The organism is Achromobacter sp. E1 (assembly GCF_037039475.1).
Taxonomy (GTDB): Bacteria; Pseudomonadota; Gammaproteobacteria; order Burkholderiales; family Burkholderiaceae_B; genus Achromobacter; species Achromobacter mucicolens.
On sequence record NZ_CP146253.1, the window covers coordinates 325,876 to 347,192 of the forward strand.

Genomic DNA, 21,317 nt, shown 5'->3' on the forward strand with positions numbered 1-21,317 from the left:
TATGTCGACGCGATGGGCGAATATATCGACACGAACGGCAACAGTGTTGCGTTTTGGAGCACGCGCGTGCGCCGGACGGCCCGCGTGGTTTCGTCAGCGGGAGGCGGGCGTCTGCGCGGGTTCGCTTGCGTCGAACCGCAGCCGGGCAAAGCTGGCGATGCAGGCGAGCCCGGCGCACAGGGCGCCCAGCCACAGCGCCGCGATGGCGCCGTGCGTGGTGGACACGTTGAAACACGCGGCCACCATTGCCGCGCCGGATGCCTGGCCCAGCAGGCGCACGGTTCCGATCATGCCGCTGGCGCCGCCGGCGCGCGACGCGGGCGCGGAGGTCATGATGGCCCGTAGGTTGGGCGACTGGAAAAAGCCAAAGCCCGCGCCGCAGATCGCCATGCGCCACGAGATGTCCAGCACGGACGGGTCGGCCGGCATCAGCGCCAGCAGCGCCATGCCCAGCGCCAGCATCGCCAGTCCCACGCCACCCAGCATGCCGGCCGGGTAGCTATCCGAAAGCCGGCCCGCGATGGGCGCCATGAAAGCCACCACCACGGGCCACGGCGTGATCAGAAAGCCGGTCTGGACCTGGCTGTAGCCCAGCACCGTCTGGAATAGGAACGGCAACGACACGAAGGCCAGCGCCTGCGCGGCGAACGCGCACACGGCCGTGGCGGCGGACAGGGCAAAAAGGGGACGGCGCAGCAGGTCCACGGCCAGGATGGGCGCGGGATGGCCGGCCTGACGCCGCATCAGCAGCCACAGGCTGGCCGCCGCCACGGCGCCTTCCAGCGCCACGCGCGGCCACGGCGCGCCGTGGGCAAGTTCGTTCGTCGCCAGGACAAGCAGGCCCAGCGTCAGGGCGCACAGCACCGCAGCCATGCCATCGAACCCGTGATTGGATCGCGTGGTGTCCGGCAGCCCGCGCAGGGCCAGCGCACCGGCCAGGATGCCGATGGGGAAATTGACCAGGAACAGCCAGTGCCACGAGCCGAGCAACAGGATGGCCGACGCCACGGTCGGTCCGCCCGCAAACGACAGGCCGACGACCATGGCGTTCAGGCCCAGTCCGCGGCCCAGCATGTGCGAGGGGTAGATAAAGCGCAGCAGCGCGCCGTTCACGCTCATCACCCCCGCCGCGCCCAGGCCTTGCAGGATGCGCGTGGTCACCAGCACGGGCAGCGATGGCGCCAGGCCGCTTGCCAAAGAGGCCAGCGTGAAGACCGCGAGGCCGACGATGTAGACGCGCCGGTGCCCCAGGATCTCGCCCAGCGCGGCCGCCGGCAGCAGGCCGGCCACCATCGCAAGCTGGTAGCCGCTGATGACCCAGATGGAGCCCGCCTCGCTGGCCTGCAGGTCTCGCGCGATGGTGGGCAACGCGGTATTGGCGATGGCCGTGTCCAGACTGGCCATGCAGACCGCCAGCATGACGGCCACGAGGGCGCCCAGGCGTTCGGCGGCGGGCAGGCCGACGCCGGCCGGATAGACGGTGCTGCGGGAGAACGAGAGCATGGATGGGCTGCGCTGCGAGGGCGTCCGGGCGGAGCGCCTGGAGTCGTAGGGACAGATTCTAATGCGCTGTTTGAATTCGACGGATCTTCAGCTGGCGCGACGATCGCGGCTGGGCCGCAGCGTACGACGTCGGGAATGGCACGCGCGGCGGATTAATCATCCAAAGCATGATGATTATCCAATCGGATAATCGGCCGGCAATTGTCACCTGATGAAACGCCACGGGAAATTCAAATACAACAATATGTACGCCTATTTTCGCCGTGCGTTCAGAGGTAGCGTCAAATATTGCGCTGCGATATTAACGATTGATTCGTTAATAATCGTAAGAAATGCCCCCTGAATACGAAACCATTTAGTTCCGCGTTCCAATATTTGGACGTACGATTATCCGCAGCAGGATTGATGGTGCAACCGAATACCGTGGAGGCATTTTTCATGAAACGCTCGACCTTGCGCGCAGCGACATTGTGTCTGTGCATAGGTGGCGCGGCGCCCGGCATGGCGCTCGCTCAGACCGCCACCGCCAATTTCAACGTCACGCTCACCATTACCGCAAACTGCGTCATTTCCGCGACCGATCTGAATTTCGGCAGCCAGGGCGTGCTGAATACCGCGGTTACCGGCAACACCAATCTCTCCGTTACGTGCAGCAATACCACGCCGTATACCGTCGGCCTTAATGCGGGCACGGGCACGGGGTCCACGGAAGCGCAGCGGTTCCTGAGCGGCACCGGCGCCAATACCGCCACCGTGGCTTATCAGCTCTACAAGCCGGGCAGCACGACGGTGGTGTGGGGCGATGCCGATGTGGCGGCCCGCGTGGGCGGCACCGGGACCGGCGCGGCCACGCCCATCCAGGTCAACGGCGTCGTGCCCGCGCAGACCACGCCGGCGCCCGGCACCTACTCTTCCACAGTCACCGCGACGGTCTACTTCTAAGGGAGCCGCCCGATGCGGAAGTTCTTTCGGGCGGTTCTTGCGGCCTGTCTGGCGGCCTGTCTGACTGGCTGGGGCGGCGCGGCGGGGGCGGCTGCCCTGCAGATTTCTCCGGTGCTGGTCGAGCTTGCGCCAACGCAGGGCGCGGGCGGCATCATGTTGCGCAATCCCGGCGCCACGCCGATCTACGGGCAGGTGCGTATCTACGGCTGGGAGCAGGCCGATGGCGACGACGTGCTGTCGCCCACCTCCGACATTCAGGCCAGTCCGCCGATCATCCAGGTGCCGCCGGGCGGCGAGCAACTGGTGCGGCTGGTGCGGGTGTCCAAGGATGCGCCGGCGCGGCAGCAGGGTTTTCGCCTCATCATTGACGAGATTCCCGACCCGTCCTCGGCCGCGGTGAATGGCGTGGTGCTGCGGCTGCGCTATTCGGTGCCGGTGTTCGTGGCGGGCACGACGCCGTCGCCCGAACCGGAGCTGGCGTGGCGGGTGGAACGTGCGGGCGGCGAATGGGTGGTGCGGCTGTCCAACAGCGGTAGCCGCTATGCCCAGGTGGCCGAGCTGCAGATCCTGAACCGGGCGGGCAAACCCGTGGCGCAGCTGGAGGGACTGCTGGGCTACGCGCTGGCCAATCGCGCGCGCCAATGGAACCTCCCGGCCAGGCAGGGCGCCGACGGACCCGTCAAGATCCGGGCGCTGGTCAATGGCGACATGGTCACCTTCAACCCGCACTGAAAGCGTGACCGCGTTCCGGCCCGCCGCACGGCCTGCCGGCAACCACGGAAGGGCAGTCTATGGCATTGCGCGCTACCCGTCACCGCGGGCAACGCGCCTTGGGTTTCGCGCTCTTGCTGCTGGGTGCGCCGGCCCTGGCGGCGGATACGCCCGATCAACTGGTTTCGTTCGGCAGCATGGCCGAGCGCGACGTGTACCTGGAGGTCAGCATCAACGGCGTCAACACATCCCAACTGCTGCGTTTTCACGACGCGCACGGGCGGCTGTCCGTCAGCGGCGCCGCGCTGCGCTCGCTTGGCGTGGACCTGTCCGCGATCGGCATGCCGGACACGCGCCAGGTCAGCCTGGATGCTGTGGCGGGGTTGCGCTACGTGTACAACCCGGCGGCGCAGTCGGTGGACCTGGTGCTGCCCGATACCCTGCGCGTGCCTTACGAGGTGAATACGCGCGGCCTGCCGGCGACCCCGCTGGCGACGGCCGGGCGCGGCCTGGTGGTGAACTACGACGCCTATTCGCAGACCGACTACGACTACCGGCTCTCGCTGTACACCGAGCAACGCTACTTCGATGCGAACGGCGTCTTCAGCAATTCGGGCACGGCCTACCTGGGCGGGCGCGGCGACGAGTATGTGCGCTACGACACGTTCTGGACGCGCTCGGACCAGGAAACGCTGCGTACGCTGCGCCTGGGCGACACGATCACCTCGTCGCTGAACTGGTCGCGGTCGGTGCGAGTCGCCGGCGTTCAATGGGGCCGCAATTTCGCGCTGCGCCCGGACCTGGTCACCTTTCCGGTGTCGTCGCTGAGCGCCTCGTCGGTCGTGCCGTCATCGGTGTCGTTGTTCGTCAATGGCGTGCAGCAGTACTCGGGCAACGTGCCGCCCGGGCCGTTCGTGGTCAACCAGATACCGGGCATCACCGGCGCGGGCCAGGCCACGCTGATCACGCGCGACGCGCTGGGCCGCACCGTCAGCACCTCGGTGCCGTTGTATATCGATCCGCGCATGCTGGCCGCGGGGCTGTCCAGCTGGTCGGTCGAGGCGGGCTTCGTGCGCCGCCAGTTCAGCGTGCGCTCGTTCGATTACGACAGCAAGCCCGTGCTGACCGCGTCGGGCCGTTACGGCTACAGCAACGACCTGACGCTGGAGGCGCACACCGAGGTCGGCCCGGGGTTGTACAACGCGGGCGCCGGCGCTATGGCGAAGCTGGGGCAACTGGGCGTCGTGAGCGGCTCGCTGTCGGGCAGCGCGGGCGACTTCAGCGGCGGACAGGTGAGTCTGGGCTATCAGTATGTGCGGCCGGAATTCAGCGTAGACACGCAGGCCACGCGCCTCGTCGGCAATTACGGCGACCTGGGATCGCGAGAGGACGCGCCGGTGCCTCGCCAGACCGAACGCGTGACGGTGTCGATGCCGCTGGGCCGCGCGCAGAGCGTGGCGCTCAGCTATATCGGCTACCGCATGCCGGACGTGCCGATGGCCAAGCTGGGCTCGGCCTCGTACACCGCCAACCTGAATAGCCGCGTGGTCCTGACGCTGAGCGCGTACAAGGATTTTTCCCAATCGAACTCGGAAGGCGTGTTCCTGGGCTTGTCGCTGATGCTGGGCGAGCGCACGCAGGCAGGCGTGTCGGTCGGACGGCAGGGCGGCCAGGACACCTACAGCGTCAACGCCCAAAGCAGCGTGCCCTATGAAGGCGGCTGGGGCTGGGCGGTGCAGAACGGCCGCAGCGGCGGCATGCAGCTCAACCAGGGCCAGATCCAGTACTTGGGCCAGTACGGACTGGTGAGCGGGCTGGTGCAGGACTACGGCGGCAGGACGCAGGCGTCCGCGCAGGCCTCGGGTTCGCTGGTGCTGATGGACGGCGCCGTGATCCCGTCGCGCCGCATCAACGACAGCTTCGCGCTGGTCTCCACAGAGGGCACGCCGGACGTCGCGGTGCTGCACGAAAACCGCAAGCTGGGCCGCACCAATGGCAGCGGGCACCTGCTGGTGCCGGACCTGAACGCGTACCAGACCAATCGCATTTCCATCGACCCCGAGGACCTGCCCGTGGATGTGCGGCTGGATTCGACGCGCGCCGTCGTCGTGCCGCAATCCGGCGCGGGCGTGCTGACCACCTTCAAGGTCGAGAAGTACGAGGCGGCTTCGGTGATCCTGACGCTGCCGGGCGGGGCGTTCGTGCCGGTGGGGGCGGAGGTCGCGCACGTCGAGAGCGGCAAGCGTTCGGTGGTGGGCTACGACGGCCTGACCTTCGTGGAGGACGTGGCGGCCACGAACCGGGTGCGCGTGCGGGGCGGCGGCGTATCGTGCGAAGCCGAGTTCGATTACACGCATGCCGACGACGACCCGCTGCCCACGCTGGGACCGGTCGTGTGCACGCCCTTGGCGCGGGGCCAGCCATGAAGATCTCCCTGCTGCTTGCGGCCGCCGGGCTGTGCATGGGATACGCGGGCGCCGCGCAGGCAAACACCTGCGCGCTGTCGGCGGGCACGACGGCGACCCTGGACTTCGGCATCGTCAACCCGCTCCTGCCGACCGACACGGTGGCAGACGGACAGATCGCCGTGACCTGCAATTTTTCATTGCTCGCGATTGGCGCGCGGTTGTGCTTCAGCCTGGGCGTGGGCAACACCAGCCCGTCCGTGGCGGCACGCGCCCTGGGCGCGGGCACGAACCGGATGAACTACAACCTGTACACCGATGCGGCGCGCACGCAGGTGTGGGGCGCGGCGACAGCCGGGCAGCCGACATCGCAGACGATTACCGGTCCGGTGCTGGGCGGCGGCAGCGTATCCACCACGTTCCGGTTTTACGGCAAGCTGCCGGGCGGGCAGTCCACGGTGCCGACAGTCGGAAATGCCAATACGCAGTACAGCGAGACGTACACCACGACTGGCCGCCTGGATGTGCTCTTCGGCCTGCTTTCCGGCCTGTCGAACTGCCCGCTGGCGGCGCCCACTCAGCGCATCACGATTCCGCTGGTGGTCCGGTCGACCGTGCAGAAGAACTGCACGATCAACGCGACGGACATGGCGTTCCCCGCGCGCGGTGTCCTGAATGCGGCGGTCACGGCCAACAGCCAGATCACCGTCCGGTGCACCAACGCCAACGCGTTCTCCGTGGCCTTGAACGGCGGCTCCGTCGCCGGCAACGTGCTGGCCCGCAAGATGAAGCACACAAGCGCTGCCGACACAGTCAACTACCAGCTTTACCAGGACGCGGCCTACGCAACGGTGTGGGGCGATGCTTCGGGCGGCGCGCCTCGGGCGGGCGTCGGCACGGGCGCCAACCAGACCTTCACGGTGTACGGCCGCGTGCCCGCGCAGGCAACGCCGCGCCCGGGCACGTACCGTGACGTCATCACCGCCACGGTCACGTTCTGACCGGGTCGCGTTAGACCGGGTCACGTCAGGACTCCACCGGCGCCGGGCGCGGCTTGACCGGCCAGAACAGCGCCGCGGGCCGCCGCAGGATGCGGCGTCTCACGCCGGCCGTGAGGGAGGTGCGATCGTCGCGGCGCATGTCGCGCGAGGCCATCGCCACGTTGAAGGCCAGCGCAAAGCTGACGATGACGTTCAGGGCGCCGGTCGCCACCGTGCCGGCCACGGCCATCCAGAACACCTGCGTGTGCACCACATCCCAGCCCAGCGTGGCGAGCGCGGCGGCGACCTGGCCGGCGCTGAGCGACACGTGGCGCACCTCCAGTGTCGACCCCAGCGCACTGACGAAGACTGGCAGCAGGCCCAGCATCAGCCCCAGCGAGACGTTGGCGGCGATCAGGGACACGTTGCGCTGCCAGAAGCCGGCCCAGCGCACCGCGCCACGCGCGCCAAGCAACTGCCGGGTGCGACGGCCATACGCCATCACGTCGTGCACGCGGTGCAGCGCAAACCAGTTGTCGGCCCAGCCGGCGATCAGGCTGGACAGCCAGATCAGCGCGCCGGTCACCGCGGCGTAAAGCGGCGTCGGTCCCCAGAACGACAATGACTGCAGCGTGGCTTGCGCCTTGTCGGCGTCAATGAGCGGCTGTTCCAGCATCCGCATGGCCAGCCATTGGATTGCCCAGGCCAGCGGAAACACGACGGCCAGGTTGCCCGCAATCGCGGCCGCGTTCGAACGCACCATCGCCAGCGTGTCGTCGACGAAGGCGTCGCGGCCGTCGGGCGTGTAGGCCGCGTCCAGCCGGCGGGCCAGCGCCGGTCCCGTCATGGCCGGCTGTTTGGTCGCCAGCGTGAAATGCGCGAACTGGATCACCAGAAAGCTGCCCGCGTAGTTCAACGCGTTCAACAGGCCTTCCAGCCACTTCTCCAGATGCGCCGACGTGATGATGAACTTGACGTAGACCGTGAACGCGACGACAAAGCCGCCGCCCATGGAGGCCTTGAGCATATCCATGTATTCCAGCGTGTCACGGGCGATGTAGTGTTCGCCGGTTTCCGCGCTGCGGTCCATCACGCGGCGCGCCAGCTGGGCGAGCGATGAGGCCGCCAGATGGCGGATGCTGCTGCGCGCCAGTGTGCAACGGATCAGTTCGGCCATCAGGTGCACGTAGCGATGGCGCTGCGTGGGGTCGATCCAGACGCTCAGCAGCAGCTCGATGCGCGCCAGGCGCAGCTTCATGCACTCGATCTGGTAGACCACGTCCACCGCCACGCCATTGCGCTTGAGTTCTTCGTAGACCGCATCTCCCGCCGCGCGGCATTCGTCCAGCAGCGCGCGCAGCACATTAAGGCGCTGGCCCACGGCCTCGCGCGGCGTGTCCGGTGTGTCCGGCGTGCTGGCAAAGAGGTCGGCGGCCGCATCCGACAGCGCAAAGAACGGGGTGTCTTCCACGCGGCCCGGCAGGCGCGAGCGGATGTCCTGGCTGAGACCGGCCGCGCGGACCTGGCTGATGAGCACTTGCATGCTGCTGGTCAGCGCGTGCGCCAGGCGCCGCGCAAGCGCGTCGGGCGTGGGGGCGGCGGGCGCGTCCGCTTCGTGCGCCGGGACGCCTTCGTCCCGGTGCATCAGCGCGCGCACGCGGGCCAGTGTCGCGTCGTCCAGCGACTCGATCCATTGCGCGTCGCCCGCGCGGCGAAACAGCAGGGTGAACAGTCCGTCCATGTCGCCGCGGTTGGCGGGCGGGGGCAGCATCCAGTCCACGATGCGGTGCCACAATTCGCCCCAGAAGCCGGGCTGCGATGCGACGCCGGTGTCGCACAGCAGTGTGGTGGGATCGTTGTCCACCAGCACCGACCGCAACGTGGCTGCCGTGCGCGCGGCCTCGGCGGGATTGTTTTCCAGCACCTGCAGCAGGTAGCGCAGCCGCGCGTGGCGGGGATCCCCCCCATCCTGCCGCGACGGTGCGCCGCCCGGCCGGTTCAGCCAGCGGCCCAGGTCGATGAGCCACAGATTGCGTTCGGCCAGCGGCGACTGCGGATCGGCATTGGCCAGGATGACGTCGAGCTGCGCCCCGCCCCGCGAAGCCCGCCAATTGCGCCACAAAGAAGTCAGCATGATCGAGCCTCGCGCGTCATCGTGAATGGGGGGCGCTCAATGGTACGCCCAAGCCATGCGTCGGGGGGAGGCGGCAGGCCCGTTTCCGGTAACCTCCCGGCTGCCCCTGTTTCACTATTTACGTTTGCTGATTCAATGACCCTGACTTTCAACGGGCGCGCGTTCGCCGCCCTGCTCGCCGTGACCGCCGTGCTGGCGCTGATCGCCACTTTCGGCACGCCTTATCCCTTCCTGCGGGGGTTCGTGGGCGACGTGGTGGCGGTGGGCTGGGCCTACCTGCTGTACCGCAGTTTTATCCGCGCGCGCGGGCTGCCGCTGGCCCTGGCGGCGCTGTTCACCGGGTATGCGGTGGAGTTCGCGCAATACCTGGGCCGCCAATTCGGATGGCGCATCGAGCAGCCGGTGCTGCGCGTCGTGTTCGGCAGTGTGCCGGATTGGTGGGACGTGCTGGCCTATACCGTGGGCTTTGTGGTGGTGCTGGCGCTTGCCGGCGGCCTTGCCCGACGGGAGCGGCGCGCCGCGCTGCAAAACGCCCGGATGCAGGCCAGCCTGCGCGCAAGGCGCTAAACGGGGCGGGGCCGGCTGGACGCCGGCCCCGCGGGCTCGATTTTTGATGTTTACCCGGGTTGGCACACCGTGTCGTCGCGTTGCGCGCGCACGGCGGGCGCGGCTGTGCGCAGCGGTTGCAGACGGGCATTGCGAAACGGCGCCAGCAACTCCGACCAGGAAGAAGGAAACAGCGGCGTCGCGTGGCGCACGGCATCGCGGCGGGCGTAATGGGTGAGCAGCTGTTGGCCGATCGGGGCGTCTCCCAGGGGGTGGCGGGTGTTCATGGTATTTCCGTATTGCGTTGAAATTGTATTCATTGTACGTCGTTCGTCCCTCGGGGTCCAGCCGGCCTTGGGCGGTACAAGTGCTTGATATCTCTAAAACTGTCCCCGATTAAAGAAGGACCTCCGGGATTGCCCTAGCAGCCCAAAACAGTAGACGGTATACAATGTTCATCATGCCCGGGCTTCGACAGGCCTGGAATTTCTCCCACTGGACCTGGAGCGAGTCATGGCAGAACTGATGAACCGAGATGAATTCCGCACGGCGCTGGAAAACGCAATCAAGGGCAAGAGCGCAAACGCCTCGCCCTTTTCGATCGCCTGGGCCGAAGGCAAGCTGAGCCGCGAGCACCTTTCGCGCTGGGCCGAAAACCACTATCACTACGTCGGCCCGTTCGCCGACTACCTGGGTTACCTGTACGCCCGCACGCCGGACACCTACACCGAAGCCAAGGATTTCCTCCTGGCCAATATGTATGAAGAGGAAATCGGCGGCGACCGCCACACCGACCTGCTGATCCGCTTTGCCGAAGCCTGCGGCACCACGCGCGAACGGGTCACCAATCCGGACAACATGTCGCCCACGACCCGCGCGCTGCAGAGCTGGTGTTATGCCGTGGCCATGCGCGAGGATCCGATCGTGGCGGTGGCCGGCCTGGTGGTGGGACTGGAATCGCAGGTGCCATCCATCTACCGCAAGCAGACGCCGACCCTGCGCGAAAAGTACGGCTTCACGGACGAGGAAGTCGAATTCTTCGACCTGCATATCGTCTCCGACGAAATCCACGGCGAACGCGGCTACCAGATCGTGCTGGAGCACGCCAACACGGTGGACCTGCAACAGCGCTGCCTGAAGATCTGCGAGATCGGGGCGCAGATGCGGTTGCTCTACACGACGGCGCTCTATACCGACTACGTGCAGGACGAGATCAAGCTGCCCGAACTGGGCCTTGCCGCCTGATCGTGCTCTAGCCCGCCCGGCACGCCTGGGCGGGCGCCGCACCGCAGAACCTGGACGAAGACCTCATGCCTACCGTTGTGTTTCATAAAGGCGGCCAGACCTACACCGATGTGGTGAAGGACAACACCAACCTGGTGGTGCGGGCCGGCATCAAGCAGTTTCCGTTTCCGCATCTGCGCTACGAATGCGGCATGGGCAAGTGCGCCAAGTGCGCCTGCCGCATCATCGCCGGGGCCGAGCATCTGCCGCCGGTGAACTGGAAGGAAAAGAAGCAGCTGGGCGAACGCGTCGAGCAGGGCTACCGGCTGGCGTGCCAGCTCTGGCTGAACAGCGACATCGAGTTGACCCAGGACGTGGAGGCATGATGGCGCAGGATTCGACCTATGTGATCCTGACCTCCAAGCCCGGCATCTTCCGCACCGAGGCGGGCGAGGGCGCGGACATCATCGAGACCTATGACTACGTGTTCTACGGGCGCGCGCTGGCCGTGTTCAGCATCGCCCGCCTGGACCGCGAGATCAAGCTGGTCGTCACCGAGGAAACGCCGCCCTACGTGGTCAACCACGTGCCGTCCAAGTTTCTGGAGAAGTTTTCGTCGGTGGACGCGGCCCGCAAGGAGCTCGCGCACCTGACGCGTTTTGGCAGCATGGCGTCGACGCTGACGCTGCGGTCCGGCGTGCGCGCCACGGAGCACTGACGACATGGTTCAGATCACGTTCATATCCAACGGCGGCAAGGTCGCCACCGCGCCGGAGAACAGCAACCTTCTGCGCGTGTCGCTCAAGGAGAAGGGCGGCATCCCGTTCAAGTGCGGGGGCGGCCTGTGCGGCACCTGCAAGTGCCGGATCGAGGAAGGGCTGGAAAACACCGACGCCATCAAGCCCAAGGAACGCAAGCACCTGCGGCCCGAGGACTTCGAGGCAGGCTACCGCATGGCCTGCCAGACCTTCGTGAATGGCGACGTCAAGGTGTCGTGGGTGGTGCAGAACGGCAAGGGCATCGTGGTGGACGCGGCGTCCGGCCCGGTAGAAGCGTCCCCGGCATGAATGAGGCCGGCGCCTGAGTGCGCCGGCGCCCGGCAATCAGGCCACCGAAGCCTGCTGCGGCGGCTGCTGGGCCTCGGCGTAGGCCTTGGCGGCATTGTGCACATGCTGGCTGGCCAAGAGCGCTGCCAGATCGCCATTGCCGGCGATGACGGCGTTCAGGATCTGCGAATGGTCGTCCCAGTTCTGTTTGGCCCGGCGCATGTTGCTGGGCGCGAACAGCAGCGCGGTGCGGTCGCGCAGGGAACGCATCAGGTCGGTCAGCACCACGTTGCCGCCGATCGTGGCCAGCATTTCATGAAACTGCGAGTTCAGCGCCAGGAACTTGTCCAGCTTCTCTTCGCGCGCGGCCTCGGTGCCCTCGCGCAGGAAGGCCTGCAGGCGCTCGACCGTTTTCTCGTCGCGGCGCTGCGCGGCCAGCTTGGCATTCAAGCCTTCCAGTGTGGCGCGCACTTCCACCATGTCGTAGGCCACGGCATCCGACAGCACCGACACGGATGCGCCGCGGCGCGGCTCGATCGTGACCAGACCTTCGGCGGCGAGCGCGCGCAGCGCCTCGCGCACCGGGATGCGGGACACGCCCATTTCCTCGGACAGGCGGCCTTCGACCAGGCGGTCGCCGGGGGTGAATTCGCCGCTCAGGATGCGTTCGCGCAGCTTGTCGCGGATGACGGCAAACAACTGCGGATGCTGCTCGCCGATCTTCAGCGGGGAGGAGTGCTGCGTCTCTGCGGCTTGCGGACTGACGGGGGAGGTTGTCATGGCGAGCAGGTTTGGCGTAATGGATACAGTCTCCATTGTATTACCGGGTGTCGCCGGTGGCGTGCCGCATCAGTGCACCCAGAATGTCTTGACCAGCACCCCCACCGCGCCCATGGCGCAGGCCGCGAGCAGCACGCCGCGGACGGCGCGCGGTGGCAGCAGGGTGCGCAGCCGGTTGGAGACCGCAAAACCGGCCAGCAGAAATGGCGCCAGGCTAAGCGCCAGGCCCGCGTGATAACCCGTGTAGCGCTTGGCCAGCGCCAGCATGGCCAGCGAAAAAATGGATCCCAGAAAAAGCACCATTCCCAGTGTGGCGCGCAGCCTCGGCGGGGCGGCATGCTGCAGCACGATGGCAATGGGCGGCGCGCCCACCGAGGTCATCGTGCCCATGATGCCGGAGGCGACGCCCGCACCCGACACCCGTCCGGGCGTCGCGGAAAACCGCAGGCCCGCCACGCTCAGCGCCACGGCGGCGAGGATCATGCAGGCAAAGAGCACGCCCAGCGCCTGCGGGGCGAAGCGCGCCATGGCATAGATGGCGATCAAGGTGCCGACGGCCCGCCCCGCCAATGCATACGAGACGGCGGGCCAATCGATGGCGGCGCGCTCGCGCAGGGCGGTCAACAGCGAGATGAAGCCGCCCAGCGTCAGAAGCGGTCCGGGCGCGAGCTGCGGAAAGAACATCGCCGCGACTGGCGCGGCGAACATCGCAAATCCCACCCCGCCCACGCCCTGCGCCACGGCGGCGCCAAACACCACGGCAGCCATGGCGGCGTAGTGCCACGCATCCGGGAACGACAGGGAAGACAGCATGCGTCGGACTTTGTAATTTATGTATACGATAGTCTATCTAGGAAATCGCGCACCGCCAGACAAATCCAGAAAATTAAGGGTAATCCCCTGATTTTTCGACCAAAAGGTGTCCGAAAACGGCACTATCGCTTTCCCTAGGCGGTGCATATTTCGATTGGTATGGCGTCGAACGAAATATAGTATACCGATTGTGGCGACCCAACAGCCACGCATACAAGGGGAATAGCGCATGCAATCCGACGTCGTGCTCACTGCGGCTCATTGGATTTACCTGATCAGCGTGGCCGCCATCATCCTGACGATGATCCTGCGCGCCAATGTCGTGGTGCCATCGGTCATCGGCACGTTTCTGGTGGTGCTGGCGATCACTGGCAATCCGATCAGCGCGCTGATCGGCATCTTTTCGGCCAGCTTTGTCGCCGCCAAAGAGCTCTTCAACATCTTTCTGGTCATCACGTTCATGACGGCGCTGCTCAACGCGCTCAAGACGCTGCAGGCGGACGTGCGCATGGTGCAGCCGTTCCGGCGGGTCATGCGGGGCGGGCATTCCTCCTTCGTGATCATCGCCCTCTGTACCTACGTGATCTCGCTGTTCTTCTGGCCCACGCCCGCCGTGCCGCTGGTGTCCGCCATCTTGCTGCCCGCGGCCATCGCCGCCGGGTTGCCGCCGCTGGCCGGCGCCATGGCCATCGCCATCGCGGGCCAGGGCATGGCCCTGTCTTCCGATTACGTGATCGGCGTGGCGCCCAGCATCAGCGCCAAGGCGGCGGGGGCGGCCGTCAGCGCGGCGGTGGTGGCAGACCGCGCGCTCGTGCTGTCGCTGATCACCGGCGGGATCGCGCTGGTGGCGGCCTATCTGCTGGTGCGCCGCCAGATCGTGCCGGCCGATCCGGCCCTGTTGTCGGCCTGGCAGGCTCGCGCGCAGGACGGCAGCCTGGCGAAGATCGAACAGGCCGGCTCGTTCGACAAGGCGGAACTCGCGCGCGGCACGATGGGCGCCGATCCGGCCTTGCCCAGCGGCCCGGTGCTGAGCGAAGAAGAGCGCCGCCGCGTGCGCTGGTCCAAGGTGTTCGCCGTGGTGACGCCGCTGGCGTTCCTGGCCGTGATCGGGGTGATGGTGCTGCCCCGCGTCTTTCCGTCGCTGCCCGCGCTGCGCGGCGGCGATGCGGCGGCGCTGGTGGGCGGCGTGGCGTTCGTGGTCATGATGCTGGTGACCCTGGCGGCCGAGGGCCCGCGCAAGATGCTGGACGTCTGCCCCGAGCACGTGACCGACGGCTTCGTGTTCGCCTTCAAGGCAATGGGCTCGGTGCTGCCGATTGCCGGGTTCTTCTTCGTGGGCGCCAATGAGACAGCGGCCCAGATCCTCGGCGTGCAGCCGGCGCAGGCCCCCGGCCTGCTGTTCGAAGTCATTTCGGCTGCGCAGCACTTCATCCCCGAGAACCACTTCCTGGTTGCCTTCGGCGTGCTCATCGTCGGCATGATCACCGGCATCGACGGCTCCGGCTTTGCCGGGCTGCCGCTCACCGGCACGCTGTCCGGCGCGCTGGGCCCGGTGGTGGGCGTGGACCCCGCCACGTTGGCGGCGGTGGGGCAGATGGGCGCGGTGTGGACGGGCGGGGGCACGCTGATTGCCTGGTCGTCGTTGATCGCCGTGGCGGGGTTCGCGCGGGTCAACGTGCTGTCGCTGGTTCGCGCGCTGTTGCTGCCGGTGCTGCTTGCGCTGTTCGTTTCGACCACCTGCGCGGTGCTGATCTGGCGTTGATGTTCAGCGCGCGCATAGGAAAAGGCTCCCGCGAGGGAGCCTTTTTGCTGCCGGATCGGGTGGGGTTTCCACTGATCGTCGCATACTGATTAAAGTATACAATGTTCTGAACTTAGCCCGACCGCCTCACGCCCGGCCACGCCGGACCCAACTCAAGGAAGCGCTCCCGTGGACGATCTCTCGCAGCAAGCCTTTTTGAACTACATCGGCGGCCAGTGGACGCCCAGCGTCACGGGCAAGACCGCGCCCAACCGCAATCCGGCCGACACCGACGACGTCGTGGGCCACTTTCAGGTGTCCGGCGCCGACGACGCCCGGCAGGCCGTGCAGGCCGCCGAGGCCGCCTTCGCCGCGTGGCGCGACACGCCGATCTCCAAGCGCGCGGCCATCCTGTTCCGGGCCGCGCAGCATCTGGAAGACAATGCCGATTCCATTGCGCGCGAACTGACCCGCGAAGAGGGCAAGGGCGTGAACCTGGCCAAGGACGAGGTGCTGCGCTCGGCGCAGACGATCCGCTTCTACGCCGTCGAGGGCCAGTCCTTCACGGGCGAGACCTTCGTCAACGACGACCCGGACATGATCGTCTACAGCCAGCGCGAGCCGCTGGGCGTGGTGACCGTGATCTCTCCGTGGAATTTCCCCATCTCGATCCCGGCGCGCAAGATTGCGCCCGCGCTCATCATGGGCAACACGGTGGTGTTCAAGCCGTCTTCCGACGCGCCGATGTCGGGCTATCGCCTGACCGAAGCGTTCGTGCGCGCCGGTCTGCCCGCCGGGGTGCTGAACTTCCTGACCGGCCCGGCGGGCGCGGTGGGCGAAGCCATCACGGGGGCGCCCCAGGTGCGCGCCATTTCGTTCACCGGCTCGACAGCCGCCGGCGAGCAGATTCACCGGACCGCGGGGCTGACCACCCGCACGCAGATGGAACTGGGCGGCAAGAATCCGTTGATCGTGCTGGCCGATGCCGACCTGGACCGGGCCGTGGACCTGGCGGTCAAGGGCGGCTTCTCGCTGAGCGGCCAGGCCTGCACGGGCACCAGCCGCGTGCTGGTCGATCGCAAGGTCAGCCAGGCCTACACGGAAAAGCTGCTGGCCAAGATCCGCACGCTGACCATCGGCAACGGCCTGGAAGGCAACTTCGACCTGGGCCCGCTGGCCACCGCCCGGCAGCTGGACAACGTGCTGGGGTACATCGAACTGGGCAAGGAGGAGGCCACGCACCTGCATGGCGGCGACCGCCTGACCGGTCCCGGCTTTGACCGCGGGTACTACGTGACGCCCGCGCTCTTTGCCGGCGTGACCCAGCAGATGCGCATCGCCCGCGAGGAAATCTTCGGGCCCGTGATCGCGCTGATCGAGGTCGACGGCTATGAAGACGCCATCGCCCAGGCCAACGACACGGAATATGGCCTGTCGGCCGCCATCGCCACCACCGACGCGCGCTACGCGCACCGCTTTGCGCGCGACATCCAGGCGGGCACCGTCAAGATCAACCGCACCACCACCGGCAACCTGATCAACGCGCCGTTCGGCGGCCTGAAGCATTCCAGCACCTCCACGTTCCGCGAATCGGGCCGCGTGGGCCTGGAGTTCTACACCCAGATCAAGACCGTCTACCGCGCCGGCTGACGGCCCATCCCCCACCCGAGGTTTTGCACATGAAACAGATCTATCGCCTGGAACTCGAAGAAGCGCGCGTCATGGTGCGCGCCGCCATCGCCAAGTCGCAGGAGATCGGCGTCCTGGAATCGATCTGCATCGTGGACGATGGCGGCTATCCGATCGCGCTGGAGCGCATGGACGGCGCGCGCATCACCGGTCCGCAGATCGCCTGGAACAAGGCCTTCACCGCCGCCGGCCACAAGCGTTCGACCCATCTGTTCAACACCCCGCCGAATGGTCCGGCGCTGCCCGGCAACGAAGCCTTCGGCATCCAGTGGAGCTTTGAAGGCAAGTTTGCGGTGTTCGTCGGCGGTTTTCCCATCGTCGTGAACGGCGAGGTGATCGGCGGCGTGGGCCTGAGCGGCGGCAATGGCGAGCAGGACACCAAAGCCGGCCTGGCGGCACTGGCCGCGCTGGGCGAACTGCTGGAGCCGCGCGGCATGAAGGTGCTGGTCGAAGCGGACATCAAGAAATAGGCGAGGGCGCCATGGCATACCGCGTGCACATTCTGGAAACCGAAACCGCCTTTGAAGTCGAAGAAGGCGAAACCGTGCTGCAGGCCGCGGAGCGGTCATCGGTGAAGCTGCCGCACGAATGCACGTTCGGCGGCTGCGGCACCTGCCGCATCAAGCTGGAATCGGGCGCGGTGCGCTACGACGAATTCCCCATGGCGCTGACCCCCGAAGAGGCCGAACAAGGCTACGCACTGGCGTGCCAGGCGCTTCCGGCCGGCGACCTGTGCGTCAGCGTGGCAAGCAGCCGGCAGGTTTTTCCCGATCCCCGCCGCATCCCCGCCACGATCCACCGCATCCATCGTTTCTGCGACGACGTGGTCCACCTGACGCTGGCGCTGCCAGAGGCACTGGACTACGTGCCCGGCCAGTACATGAACGTGGTGCTGCCCGACGGCGGGACGCGCAGTTTCTCCATGGCGTCGGCGCCCGCGGGCAACCTGGTCGACTTTCACGTGCGGCGCATTCCCGGCGGCCGCTACACGGACCAGTGGCTGGGGCAGGCGGCGGCAGGCGCGTCCATGGAGATCGAGGCGCCGCTTGGCGTCTTCAGCTACCACGAGGAAGATTGGCGCCCGCTCATCATGATGGCCACGGGAACCGGCATTGCGCCGATCAAGGCGATCCTCGAATCGCTGCTGGACAACGAGGACTGTCCGCCCGTGACGCTGTATTGGGGCATGCGCACCGAAGCCGACCTGTATCTGCGCGACGAGATCGAAAGCTGGGCGTCCCGCCTGTACGAATTCAACTTCGTGCCCGTGCTGTCGCGCGCGGGGGCCGATTGGCAGGGGCGCCGCGGCTATGTGCAGGAGGCGGTCCTGGCCGACCACGCCGACCTGTCCGAGCATGCCTTCTACCTGTGCGGCGCGCCCGAAATGATCCGACAGGCCAAAAGCCTGCTGGCCGAACGGGGCGCCAGCCTGGATCACCTGTACGCCGACAGCTTCACCTTCCAGCACGCGTTGGCCGCCGCCTGAGCGCCGGGCTAGCGATACACCAGCACCGGCAGCCGCGTGCGCGCCAGCACGCGCTGCGTCTCGCTGCCCAGCAGAAAGCCCGTCATCCCGTGCCGCCCGTGCGAGCCCATCACGATCAGGTCGCACCCGGTCTTCTGCGCGGTCTCGACAATGGCCTCGTGCGGATGGTCGTTCACCATGACGATCGCTTCGCAAGGCACGAGCGCGTGCCGCGCCTCGGTCTCCAGTCCGTCCAGATACGCCTGCGCATTCCGGCGCGCCTGGTCGGTGTGATGCCCTTCGGTTGTGCCCAGCATCTCGGCCTGATAGACCAGCAGATGGTCTTCCGGAATGGCGCGCAGCAGGGTGATGGTGGCGCCCATTTCCTTGGCGAAAACGAGCGCGCGCTTGAATGCCGATTCGGACAGCAGCGAACCGTCCACGGCGATGAGCAAGTGCCTGTACATGTTGCCTCTCCTTTAGGAAAAGGAATGTCCAGCAACGGCGAATCCAGTATAGGCCCCTGGGCGAACGCAAACCAGCGTGCAAAAGGACGAGCCGCGTGCGCGCCGGTGTCGGGCACCCGCTGATACGGCGCGGGAAGATGAACGGTGTCTGACACCCTGGGGAGATAGCCGTGAACATGCAACGGCAGCCCATCAGGCTGGCACCGGTGTCTGACACCCTCTGAGACGCCGCCGCAAGCTGACGGCCATCTCCCCAGGGTGTCAGACACCTTCTCGCCCCGCGGCCCACGCTTCCAAACGGCTGGCGTTAGGCATATATTGTCTTCGCGATATCCGGCGGTTCCCTCCTGGCTTGTGGCGTCTTGCTGTGTGCGGAGAACGGAAATGCGGCGACTGCGAAAGTGGTTCATCGGCCTGATGTGCCTGGGGCTGTCCCTCTGTTTTCCCGCCTTGGCGCAGACCAAGCTCAGCAACGCGCAGCTCGATCAGCTCATGGCGCCCGTCGCGCTTTACCCGGATGCGCTGCTGTCGCAAATCCTAATGGGGTCCACGTATCCGGACGACATCGCGGCCGCCGCAAAATGGTCGGCCGCGCACACCGATCAGTCCGGCGACGACGCCGTGCGCGCCGTGGACGCCGAAACCTGGGATCCCAGCGTCAAGTCGCTGGTCGCCTTTCCCTCGGTCATGGACATGATGGGCCGCGAGCCCGGCTGGGTGAAGTCCGTGGGCGACGCTTTCCTGGCGCAACCCGAGGCCGTGATGGACGCCGTCCAGCGGCTGCGCGCGCAGGCGCAAAAGGCAGGCAATCTGAAAAGCACGCCGCAGCAGACGGTCAAGACGACCACCGCCAACGAGAAGACCGTGGTGGTGATTGAACCGGCCGATCCGCAGGTGGTCTATGTGCCCAGTTACAACCCCACGGTGGTCTACGGCACGTGGGCTTATCCGTCGTACCCCCCTTATTACTATCCGCCGCCGCCGGGCTCGGTGTTCGGGAGCGCGCTTGTGGCCGGCATTGGCTTCGGCGTGGGCGTGGCGGCGATCAATTCGTTGTGGGGCGACGCCAACTGGGGGCACGGCGACGTCGATATCGACGTGGACCGCTACAACAACATCAACGTCAACAATCGCATCGACCGCAACAACGTGAACAGCAACCGGGCCACCTGGCAGCACAACGCCGCCAACCGGGGCAACGCGCCGTATGCGGACTCTGCAAGCCGCCAGCGGTTTGACAGCCAGCGGCAGGCGGGGCTGCAGAGTCGGGCCCAGTCGGGCGGCGCAGGGGCCCGGACGACGGGCACGGCGCCCGCCGCGGGGTCTCGCGATGCCGCGCGGCAGCGGGCGGCGCAGTCCTTCGAGGGCCGCACCGGGCAGCCCATTGCCGGGCATGCCGGGGCCGATGGTTCGCGCGGCCAGGGCGCGGCGCGGGGCGACGGCGCGGCGGGCCGGGAGCAGGGATCGCAAGCGGGGCAAGGTGCGCGCGATCGCAGTTCCAGCGTGTCGACCCAGAACCGCCCGCAAGACCGAGGCGCCAGCGTATCGACCGGCAGCGTCTCCACGCAGGACCGCCAGGCGGCGGCACAGCGCCAGCGCGCCGACGAAGCGGCCGCGCGCGACCGGGCGCGGGCATCGAACAGCCAGAACGCCCTCTCCGCGGCGGGCGACGGCGACCGCATGCGGCAGCAGAACCAGCGCGGCGAGATGAGCCGTGGCGGCGGCGGACAACGCAGCACCGGCGCCAGCGCGCCCAATCGCGGCGGCGGCGCAGGTGCCTCTCGTGGCGGCGGAGGCGGCCGTGGCGGTGGCGGCGGCCGGAGATAAGCATCATGGACAAGGGACTACCTATGACGATCGCCCGTTTGCGCGCGCTGTGTCTTGCCTTGGCCCTCGCGCTCGGCGCATCGGCGCCCGCCCTGTCGCAGGCCGTGTATCCCAGCGCCCAGGCGGCCGCGCAGGCGTTCACCGATTCGCTGGCCCTGAACGACGTCGATGCCCTGAGAAAAGTGCTGGGCCCGAACCATCGGCAGCTCGTGCCGGGCGGGGTCGACCAGGAGAACATCTATCGCTACCTGGCGGCATGGGCGCGTAAGCACGACATCGTTGCCGACGGCGGCCGGGCGTGGGTGACGGTGGGCGAGTCGGGCTGGACGCTGCCGGTGCCGCTGGTGCGCGCCGGCCAGGGATGGCGCTTCGACCCGGTGGCGGGCAAGGCGGAGATCCAGCGCCGCGCCATCGACCGCAACGAGCTGACCGCCATCGAAACCCTGCAGGAATTGCAGGCCGCGCAGACGCGCTATGCGCAAGGAGTGGGTCAGGGCCGGTATGCGATGCGGCTGGTCAGCCGCGCCGGCGAACGCGACGGCCTTTACTGGCCGGACGTGCCGGGCGCGCCCCAGCAGGCGTTCGGACCGGACGCGCTGGCGATGGGGCCCGACGTGCCCGTGGACGACGCCTATTTCGGCTATCGCTACAAGGTGCTGCCGGGCGGGCCGGACAACGCGTATCGCATCGTCGCGTGGCCCGCGCGGTACGGGCGGACCGGGATCGGCACTTTCGTCGTCGGCCCGGAAGGCGGCGTCCTGGAAAGCGATCTGGGGCCGTCGTCGGCGGCGCGCGCGGCGGCCTTGCGGGAGGCCGATATCCGCACCGGAAACTGGGTCGACGCGAATGGCCAGGCCGCGCCCGTCAGATAGGTTTTTGGGGGTCATATGACGCCCGTTTCACGGGCCTGTTGCGGGGTCGCAACAGGCGTGCGGGTTTGCCTCTCAGGCGCTTGCTGCGCCGCATTCACAAGCCTGTCTGTGGCCCTTTTGTCAGGCGGCTGTGCCTACAATGGCGAGCACCGGGTGACTGCCCGATTTCCCT

At 67.2% G+C, this 21,317-nt stretch carries 21 protein-coding genes; 15 read left to right on the top strand and 6 right to left on the bottom strand.

The genetic code is table 11. From position 1 onward, the window contains the following. Positions 1-93: 93 nt before the first annotated feature. Positions 94-1,503 (bottom strand): MFS transporter, encoded by a 1,410-nt coding sequence (locus V6V88_RS01485; protein WP_223574007.1) that lies wholly within the window; start codon positions 1,501-1,503, stop codon positions 94-96. 501 nt (positions 1,504-2,004) lie between these two features. Here V6V88_RS01485 and V6V88_RS01490 point away from each other — a divergent pair. From V6V88_RS01490 to V6V88_RS01505, 4 genes are read left to right on the top strand one after another with little or no spacing between them, the layout of a single operon-like run. After that, entirely contained in the window at positions 2,005-2,445 is a 441-nt protein-coding gene (locus V6V88_RS01490) for a spore coat U domain-containing protein (RefSeq protein WP_223574008.1), read from the top strand. 12 nt (positions 2,446-2,457) lie between these two features. Next, positions 2,458-3,177: a fimbria/pilus periplasmic chaperone gene (locus tag V6V88_RS01495; RefSeq protein ID WP_223574009.1), complete on the top strand. Its 720-nt coding sequence runs from the start codon at positions 2,458-2,460 to the stop codon at positions 3,175-3,177. 59 nt (positions 3,178-3,236) lie between these two features. Continuing rightward, a complete protein-coding gene (locus V6V88_RS01500) occupies positions 3,237-5,582 on the top strand; it encodes a fimbria/pilus outer membrane usher protein (RefSeq protein WP_338617399.1) in 2,346 nt (781 codons plus the stop codon). Beyond that, positions 5,579-6,562 (top strand): spore coat U domain-containing protein, encoded by a 984-nt coding sequence (locus V6V88_RS01505; protein ID WP_223574011.1) that lies wholly within the window; start codon positions 5,579-5,581, stop codon positions 6,560-6,562. The genes V6V88_RS01500 and V6V88_RS01505 overlap by 4 nt, the downstream gene beginning before the upstream one ends. A gap of 25 nt (positions 6,563-6,587) precedes the next feature. On the opposite strand, the gene V6V88_RS01510 is transcribed toward V6V88_RS01505, so the two are convergent. Next, on the bottom strand, positions 6,588-8,675 hold the full coding sequence (locus V6V88_RS01510; protein ID WP_338617401.1) for a site-specific recombinase: 2,088 nt from the start codon (positions 8,673-8,675) through the stop codon (positions 6,588-6,590). Positions 8,676-8,810: 135 nt separating this feature from the next. Here V6V88_RS01510 and V6V88_RS01515 point away from each other — a divergent pair, with 135 nt between their 5' ends. After that, positions 8,811-9,242 carry a DUF2809 domain-containing protein gene (locus V6V88_RS01515; protein WP_223574013.1) on the top strand — a complete coding sequence of 144 codons (432 nt, stop codon included), beginning with the start codon at positions 8,811-8,813 and terminating at the stop codon, positions 9,240-9,242. 50 nt (positions 9,243-9,292) lie between these two features. On the opposite strand, the gene V6V88_RS01520 is transcribed toward V6V88_RS01515, so the two are convergent. Then, entirely contained in the window at positions 9,293-9,508 is a 216-nt protein-coding gene (locus V6V88_RS01520; protein ID WP_062840074.1) for a hypothetical protein, read from the bottom strand. Positions 9,509-9,734: 226 nt separating this feature from the next. On the opposite strand from V6V88_RS01520, the gene V6V88_RS01525 reads away from it, so the two are divergent. The 4 genes from V6V88_RS01525 (at position 9,735) to V6V88_RS01540 (ending at position 11,512) form a co-directional block, all read left to right on the top strand. Continuing rightward, complete coding sequence (locus V6V88_RS01525; protein WP_056319353.1) at positions 9,735-10,466, top strand: iron-containing redox enzyme family protein; 732 nt, start codon at positions 9,735-9,737, stop codon at positions 10,464-10,466. A 65-nt stretch (positions 10,467-10,531) separates the two neighbouring features. Further along, positions 10,532-10,831 (top strand): 2Fe-2S iron-sulfur cluster-binding protein, encoded by a 300-nt coding sequence (locus tag V6V88_RS01530; RefSeq protein ID WP_056319481.1) that lies wholly within the window; start codon positions 10,532-10,534, stop codon positions 10,829-10,831. Beyond that, on the top strand, positions 10,828-11,163 hold the full coding sequence (locus tag V6V88_RS01535; protein ID WP_063953027.1) for a hypothetical protein: 336 nt from the start codon (positions 10,828-10,830) through the stop codon (positions 11,161-11,163). Before V6V88_RS01530 ends, V6V88_RS01535 begins: the two co-directional genes overlap by 4 nt. Before the next feature lie 4 nt (positions 11,164-11,167). Continuing rightward, positions 11,168-11,512, top strand: coding sequence for a 2Fe-2S iron-sulfur cluster-binding protein (locus V6V88_RS01540; protein WP_056319348.1), 345 nt, complete (start codon positions 11,168-11,170; stop codon positions 11,510-11,512). 36 nt (positions 11,513-11,548) lie between these two features. Here V6V88_RS01540 and V6V88_RS01545 read toward each other — a convergent pair whose 3' ends face one another. Continuing rightward, positions 11,549-12,271: a GntR family transcriptional regulator gene (locus V6V88_RS01545; RefSeq protein WP_056319346.1), complete on the bottom strand. Its 723-nt coding sequence runs from the start codon at positions 12,269-12,271 to the stop codon at positions 11,549-11,551. A 69-nt stretch (positions 12,272-12,340) separates the two neighbouring features. After that, complete coding sequence (locus V6V88_RS01550) at positions 12,341-13,084, bottom strand: sulfite exporter TauE/SafE family protein (protein ID WP_175156427.1); 744 nt, start codon at positions 13,082-13,084, stop codon at positions 12,341-12,343. Between the two features lie 229 nt (positions 13,085-13,313). On the opposite strand from V6V88_RS01550, the gene V6V88_RS01555 reads away from it, so the two are divergent. The 4 genes from V6V88_RS01555 (at position 13,314) to V6V88_RS01570 (ending at position 18,000) form a co-directional block, all read left to right on the top strand. After that, complete coding sequence (locus tag V6V88_RS01555; protein WP_062840077.1) at positions 13,314-14,846, top strand: hypothetical protein; 1,533 nt, start codon at positions 13,314-13,316, stop codon at positions 14,844-14,846. A 168-nt stretch (positions 14,847-15,014) separates the two neighbouring features. Next, positions 15,015-16,475: an aldehyde dehydrogenase family protein gene (locus tag V6V88_RS01560; protein ID WP_062840078.1), complete on the top strand. Its 1,461-nt coding sequence runs from the start codon at positions 15,015-15,017 to the stop codon at positions 16,473-16,475. 29 nt (positions 16,476-16,504) lie between these two features. Continuing rightward, entirely contained in the window at positions 16,505-16,984 is a 480-nt protein-coding gene (locus V6V88_RS01565; RefSeq protein ID WP_175156429.1) for a heme-binding protein, read from the top strand. 11 nt (positions 16,985-16,995) lie between these two features. Continuing rightward, the gene (locus V6V88_RS01570; RefSeq protein WP_338617412.1) at positions 16,996-18,000 is read left to right on the top strand and encodes a 2Fe-2S iron-sulfur cluster-binding protein; all 1,005 of its coding nucleotides are present in this window, start codon (positions 16,996-16,998) and stop codon (positions 17,998-18,000) included. An 8-nt stretch (positions 18,001-18,008) separates the two neighbouring features. Here V6V88_RS01570 and V6V88_RS01575 read toward each other — a convergent pair whose 3' ends face one another. Further along, on the bottom strand, positions 18,009-18,446 hold the full coding sequence (locus V6V88_RS01575) for a universal stress protein (RefSeq protein ID WP_056319334.1): 438 nt from the start codon (positions 18,444-18,446) through the stop codon (positions 18,009-18,011). Between the two features lie 384 nt (positions 18,447-18,830). Here V6V88_RS01575 and V6V88_RS01580 point away from each other — a divergent pair, with 384 nt between their 5' ends. Together V6V88_RS01580 and V6V88_RS01585 are read left to right on the top strand one after the other, a co-directional pair. Further along, on the top strand, positions 18,831-20,273 hold the full coding sequence (locus V6V88_RS01580; RefSeq protein ID WP_338617415.1) for a DUF3300 domain-containing protein: 1,443 nt from the start codon (positions 18,831-18,833) through the stop codon (positions 20,271-20,273). Positions 20,274-20,296: 23 nt separating this feature from the next. After that, positions 20,297-21,145 carry a DUF2950 family protein gene (locus tag V6V88_RS01585; RefSeq protein WP_338617418.1) on the top strand — a complete coding sequence of 283 codons (849 nt, stop codon included), beginning with the start codon at positions 20,297-20,299 and terminating at the stop codon, positions 21,143-21,145. Positions 21,146-21,317: the final 172 nt, after the last annotated feature.

What these genes read in the sequence shown, in the direction of transcription:
- V6V88_RS01485 (WP_223574007.1), bottom strand. Translation starts at nt 1,503, where the DNA reads ATGCTCTCGTTCTCCCGCAGCACCGTCTATCCGGCCGGCGTCGGCCTG.
- V6V88_RS01490 (WP_223574008.1), top strand. Translation starts at nt 2,005, where the DNA reads ATGGCGCTCGCTCAGACCGCCACCGCCAATTTCAACGTCACGCTCACC.
- V6V88_RS01495 (WP_223574009.1), top strand. Translation starts at nt 2,458, where the DNA reads ATGCGGAAGTTCTTTCGGGCGGTTCTTGCGGCCTGTCTGGCGGCCTGT.
- V6V88_RS01500 (WP_338617399.1), top strand. Translation starts at nt 3,237, where the DNA reads ATGGCATTGCGCGCTACCCGTCACCGCGGGCAACGCGCCTTGGGTTTC.
- V6V88_RS01505 (WP_223574011.1), top strand. Translation starts at nt 5,579, where the DNA reads ATGAAGATCTCCCTGCTGCTTGCGGCCGCCGGGCTGTGCATGGGATAC.
- V6V88_RS01510 (WP_338617401.1), bottom strand. Translation starts at nt 8,675, where the DNA reads ATGCTGACTTCTTTGTGGCGCAATTGGCGGGCTTCGCGGGGCGGGGCG.
- V6V88_RS01515 (WP_223574013.1), top strand. Translation starts at nt 8,811, where the DNA reads ATGACCCTGACTTTCAACGGGCGCGCGTTCGCCGCCCTGCTCGCCGTG.
- V6V88_RS01520 (WP_062840074.1), bottom strand. Translation starts at nt 9,508, where the DNA reads ATGAACACCCGCCACCCCCTGGGAGACGCCCCGATCGGCCAACAGCTG.
- V6V88_RS01525 (WP_056319353.1), top strand. Translation starts at nt 9,735, where the DNA reads ATGGCAGAACTGATGAACCGAGATGAATTCCGCACGGCGCTGGAAAAC.
- V6V88_RS01530 (WP_056319481.1), top strand. Translation starts at nt 10,532, where the DNA reads ATGCCTACCGTTGTGTTTCATAAAGGCGGCCAGACCTACACCGATGTG.
- V6V88_RS01535 (WP_063953027.1), top strand. Translation starts at nt 10,828, where the DNA reads ATGATGGCGCAGGATTCGACCTATGTGATCCTGACCTCCAAGCCCGGC.
- V6V88_RS01540 (WP_056319348.1), top strand. Translation starts at nt 11,168, where the DNA reads ATGGTTCAGATCACGTTCATATCCAACGGCGGCAAGGTCGCCACCGCG.
- V6V88_RS01545 (WP_056319346.1), bottom strand. Translation starts at nt 12,271, where the DNA reads ATGACAACCTCCCCCGTCAGTCCGCAAGCCGCAGAGACGCAGCACTCC.
- V6V88_RS01550 (WP_175156427.1), bottom strand. Translation starts at nt 13,084, where the DNA reads ATGCTGTCTTCCCTGTCGTTCCCGGATGCGTGGCACTACGCCGCCATG.
- V6V88_RS01555 (WP_062840077.1), top strand. Translation starts at nt 13,314, where the DNA reads ATGCAATCCGACGTCGTGCTCACTGCGGCTCATTGGATTTACCTGATC.
- V6V88_RS01565 (WP_175156429.1), top strand. Translation starts at nt 16,505, where the DNA reads ATGAAACAGATCTATCGCCTGGAACTCGAAGAAGCGCGCGTCATGGTG.
- V6V88_RS01570 (WP_338617412.1), top strand. Translation starts at nt 16,996, where the DNA reads ATGGCATACCGCGTGCACATTCTGGAAACCGAAACCGCCTTTGAAGTC.
- V6V88_RS01575 (WP_056319334.1), bottom strand. Translation starts at nt 18,446, where the DNA reads ATGTACAGGCACTTGCTCATCGCCGTGGACGGTTCGCTGCTGTCCGAA.
- V6V88_RS01580 (WP_338617415.1), top strand. Translation starts at nt 18,831, where the DNA reads ATGCGGCGACTGCGAAAGTGGTTCATCGGCCTGATGTGCCTGGGGCTG.
- V6V88_RS01585 (WP_338617418.1), top strand. Translation starts at nt 20,297, where the DNA reads ATGACGATCGCCCGTTTGCGCGCGCTGTGTCTTGCCTTGGCCCTCGCG.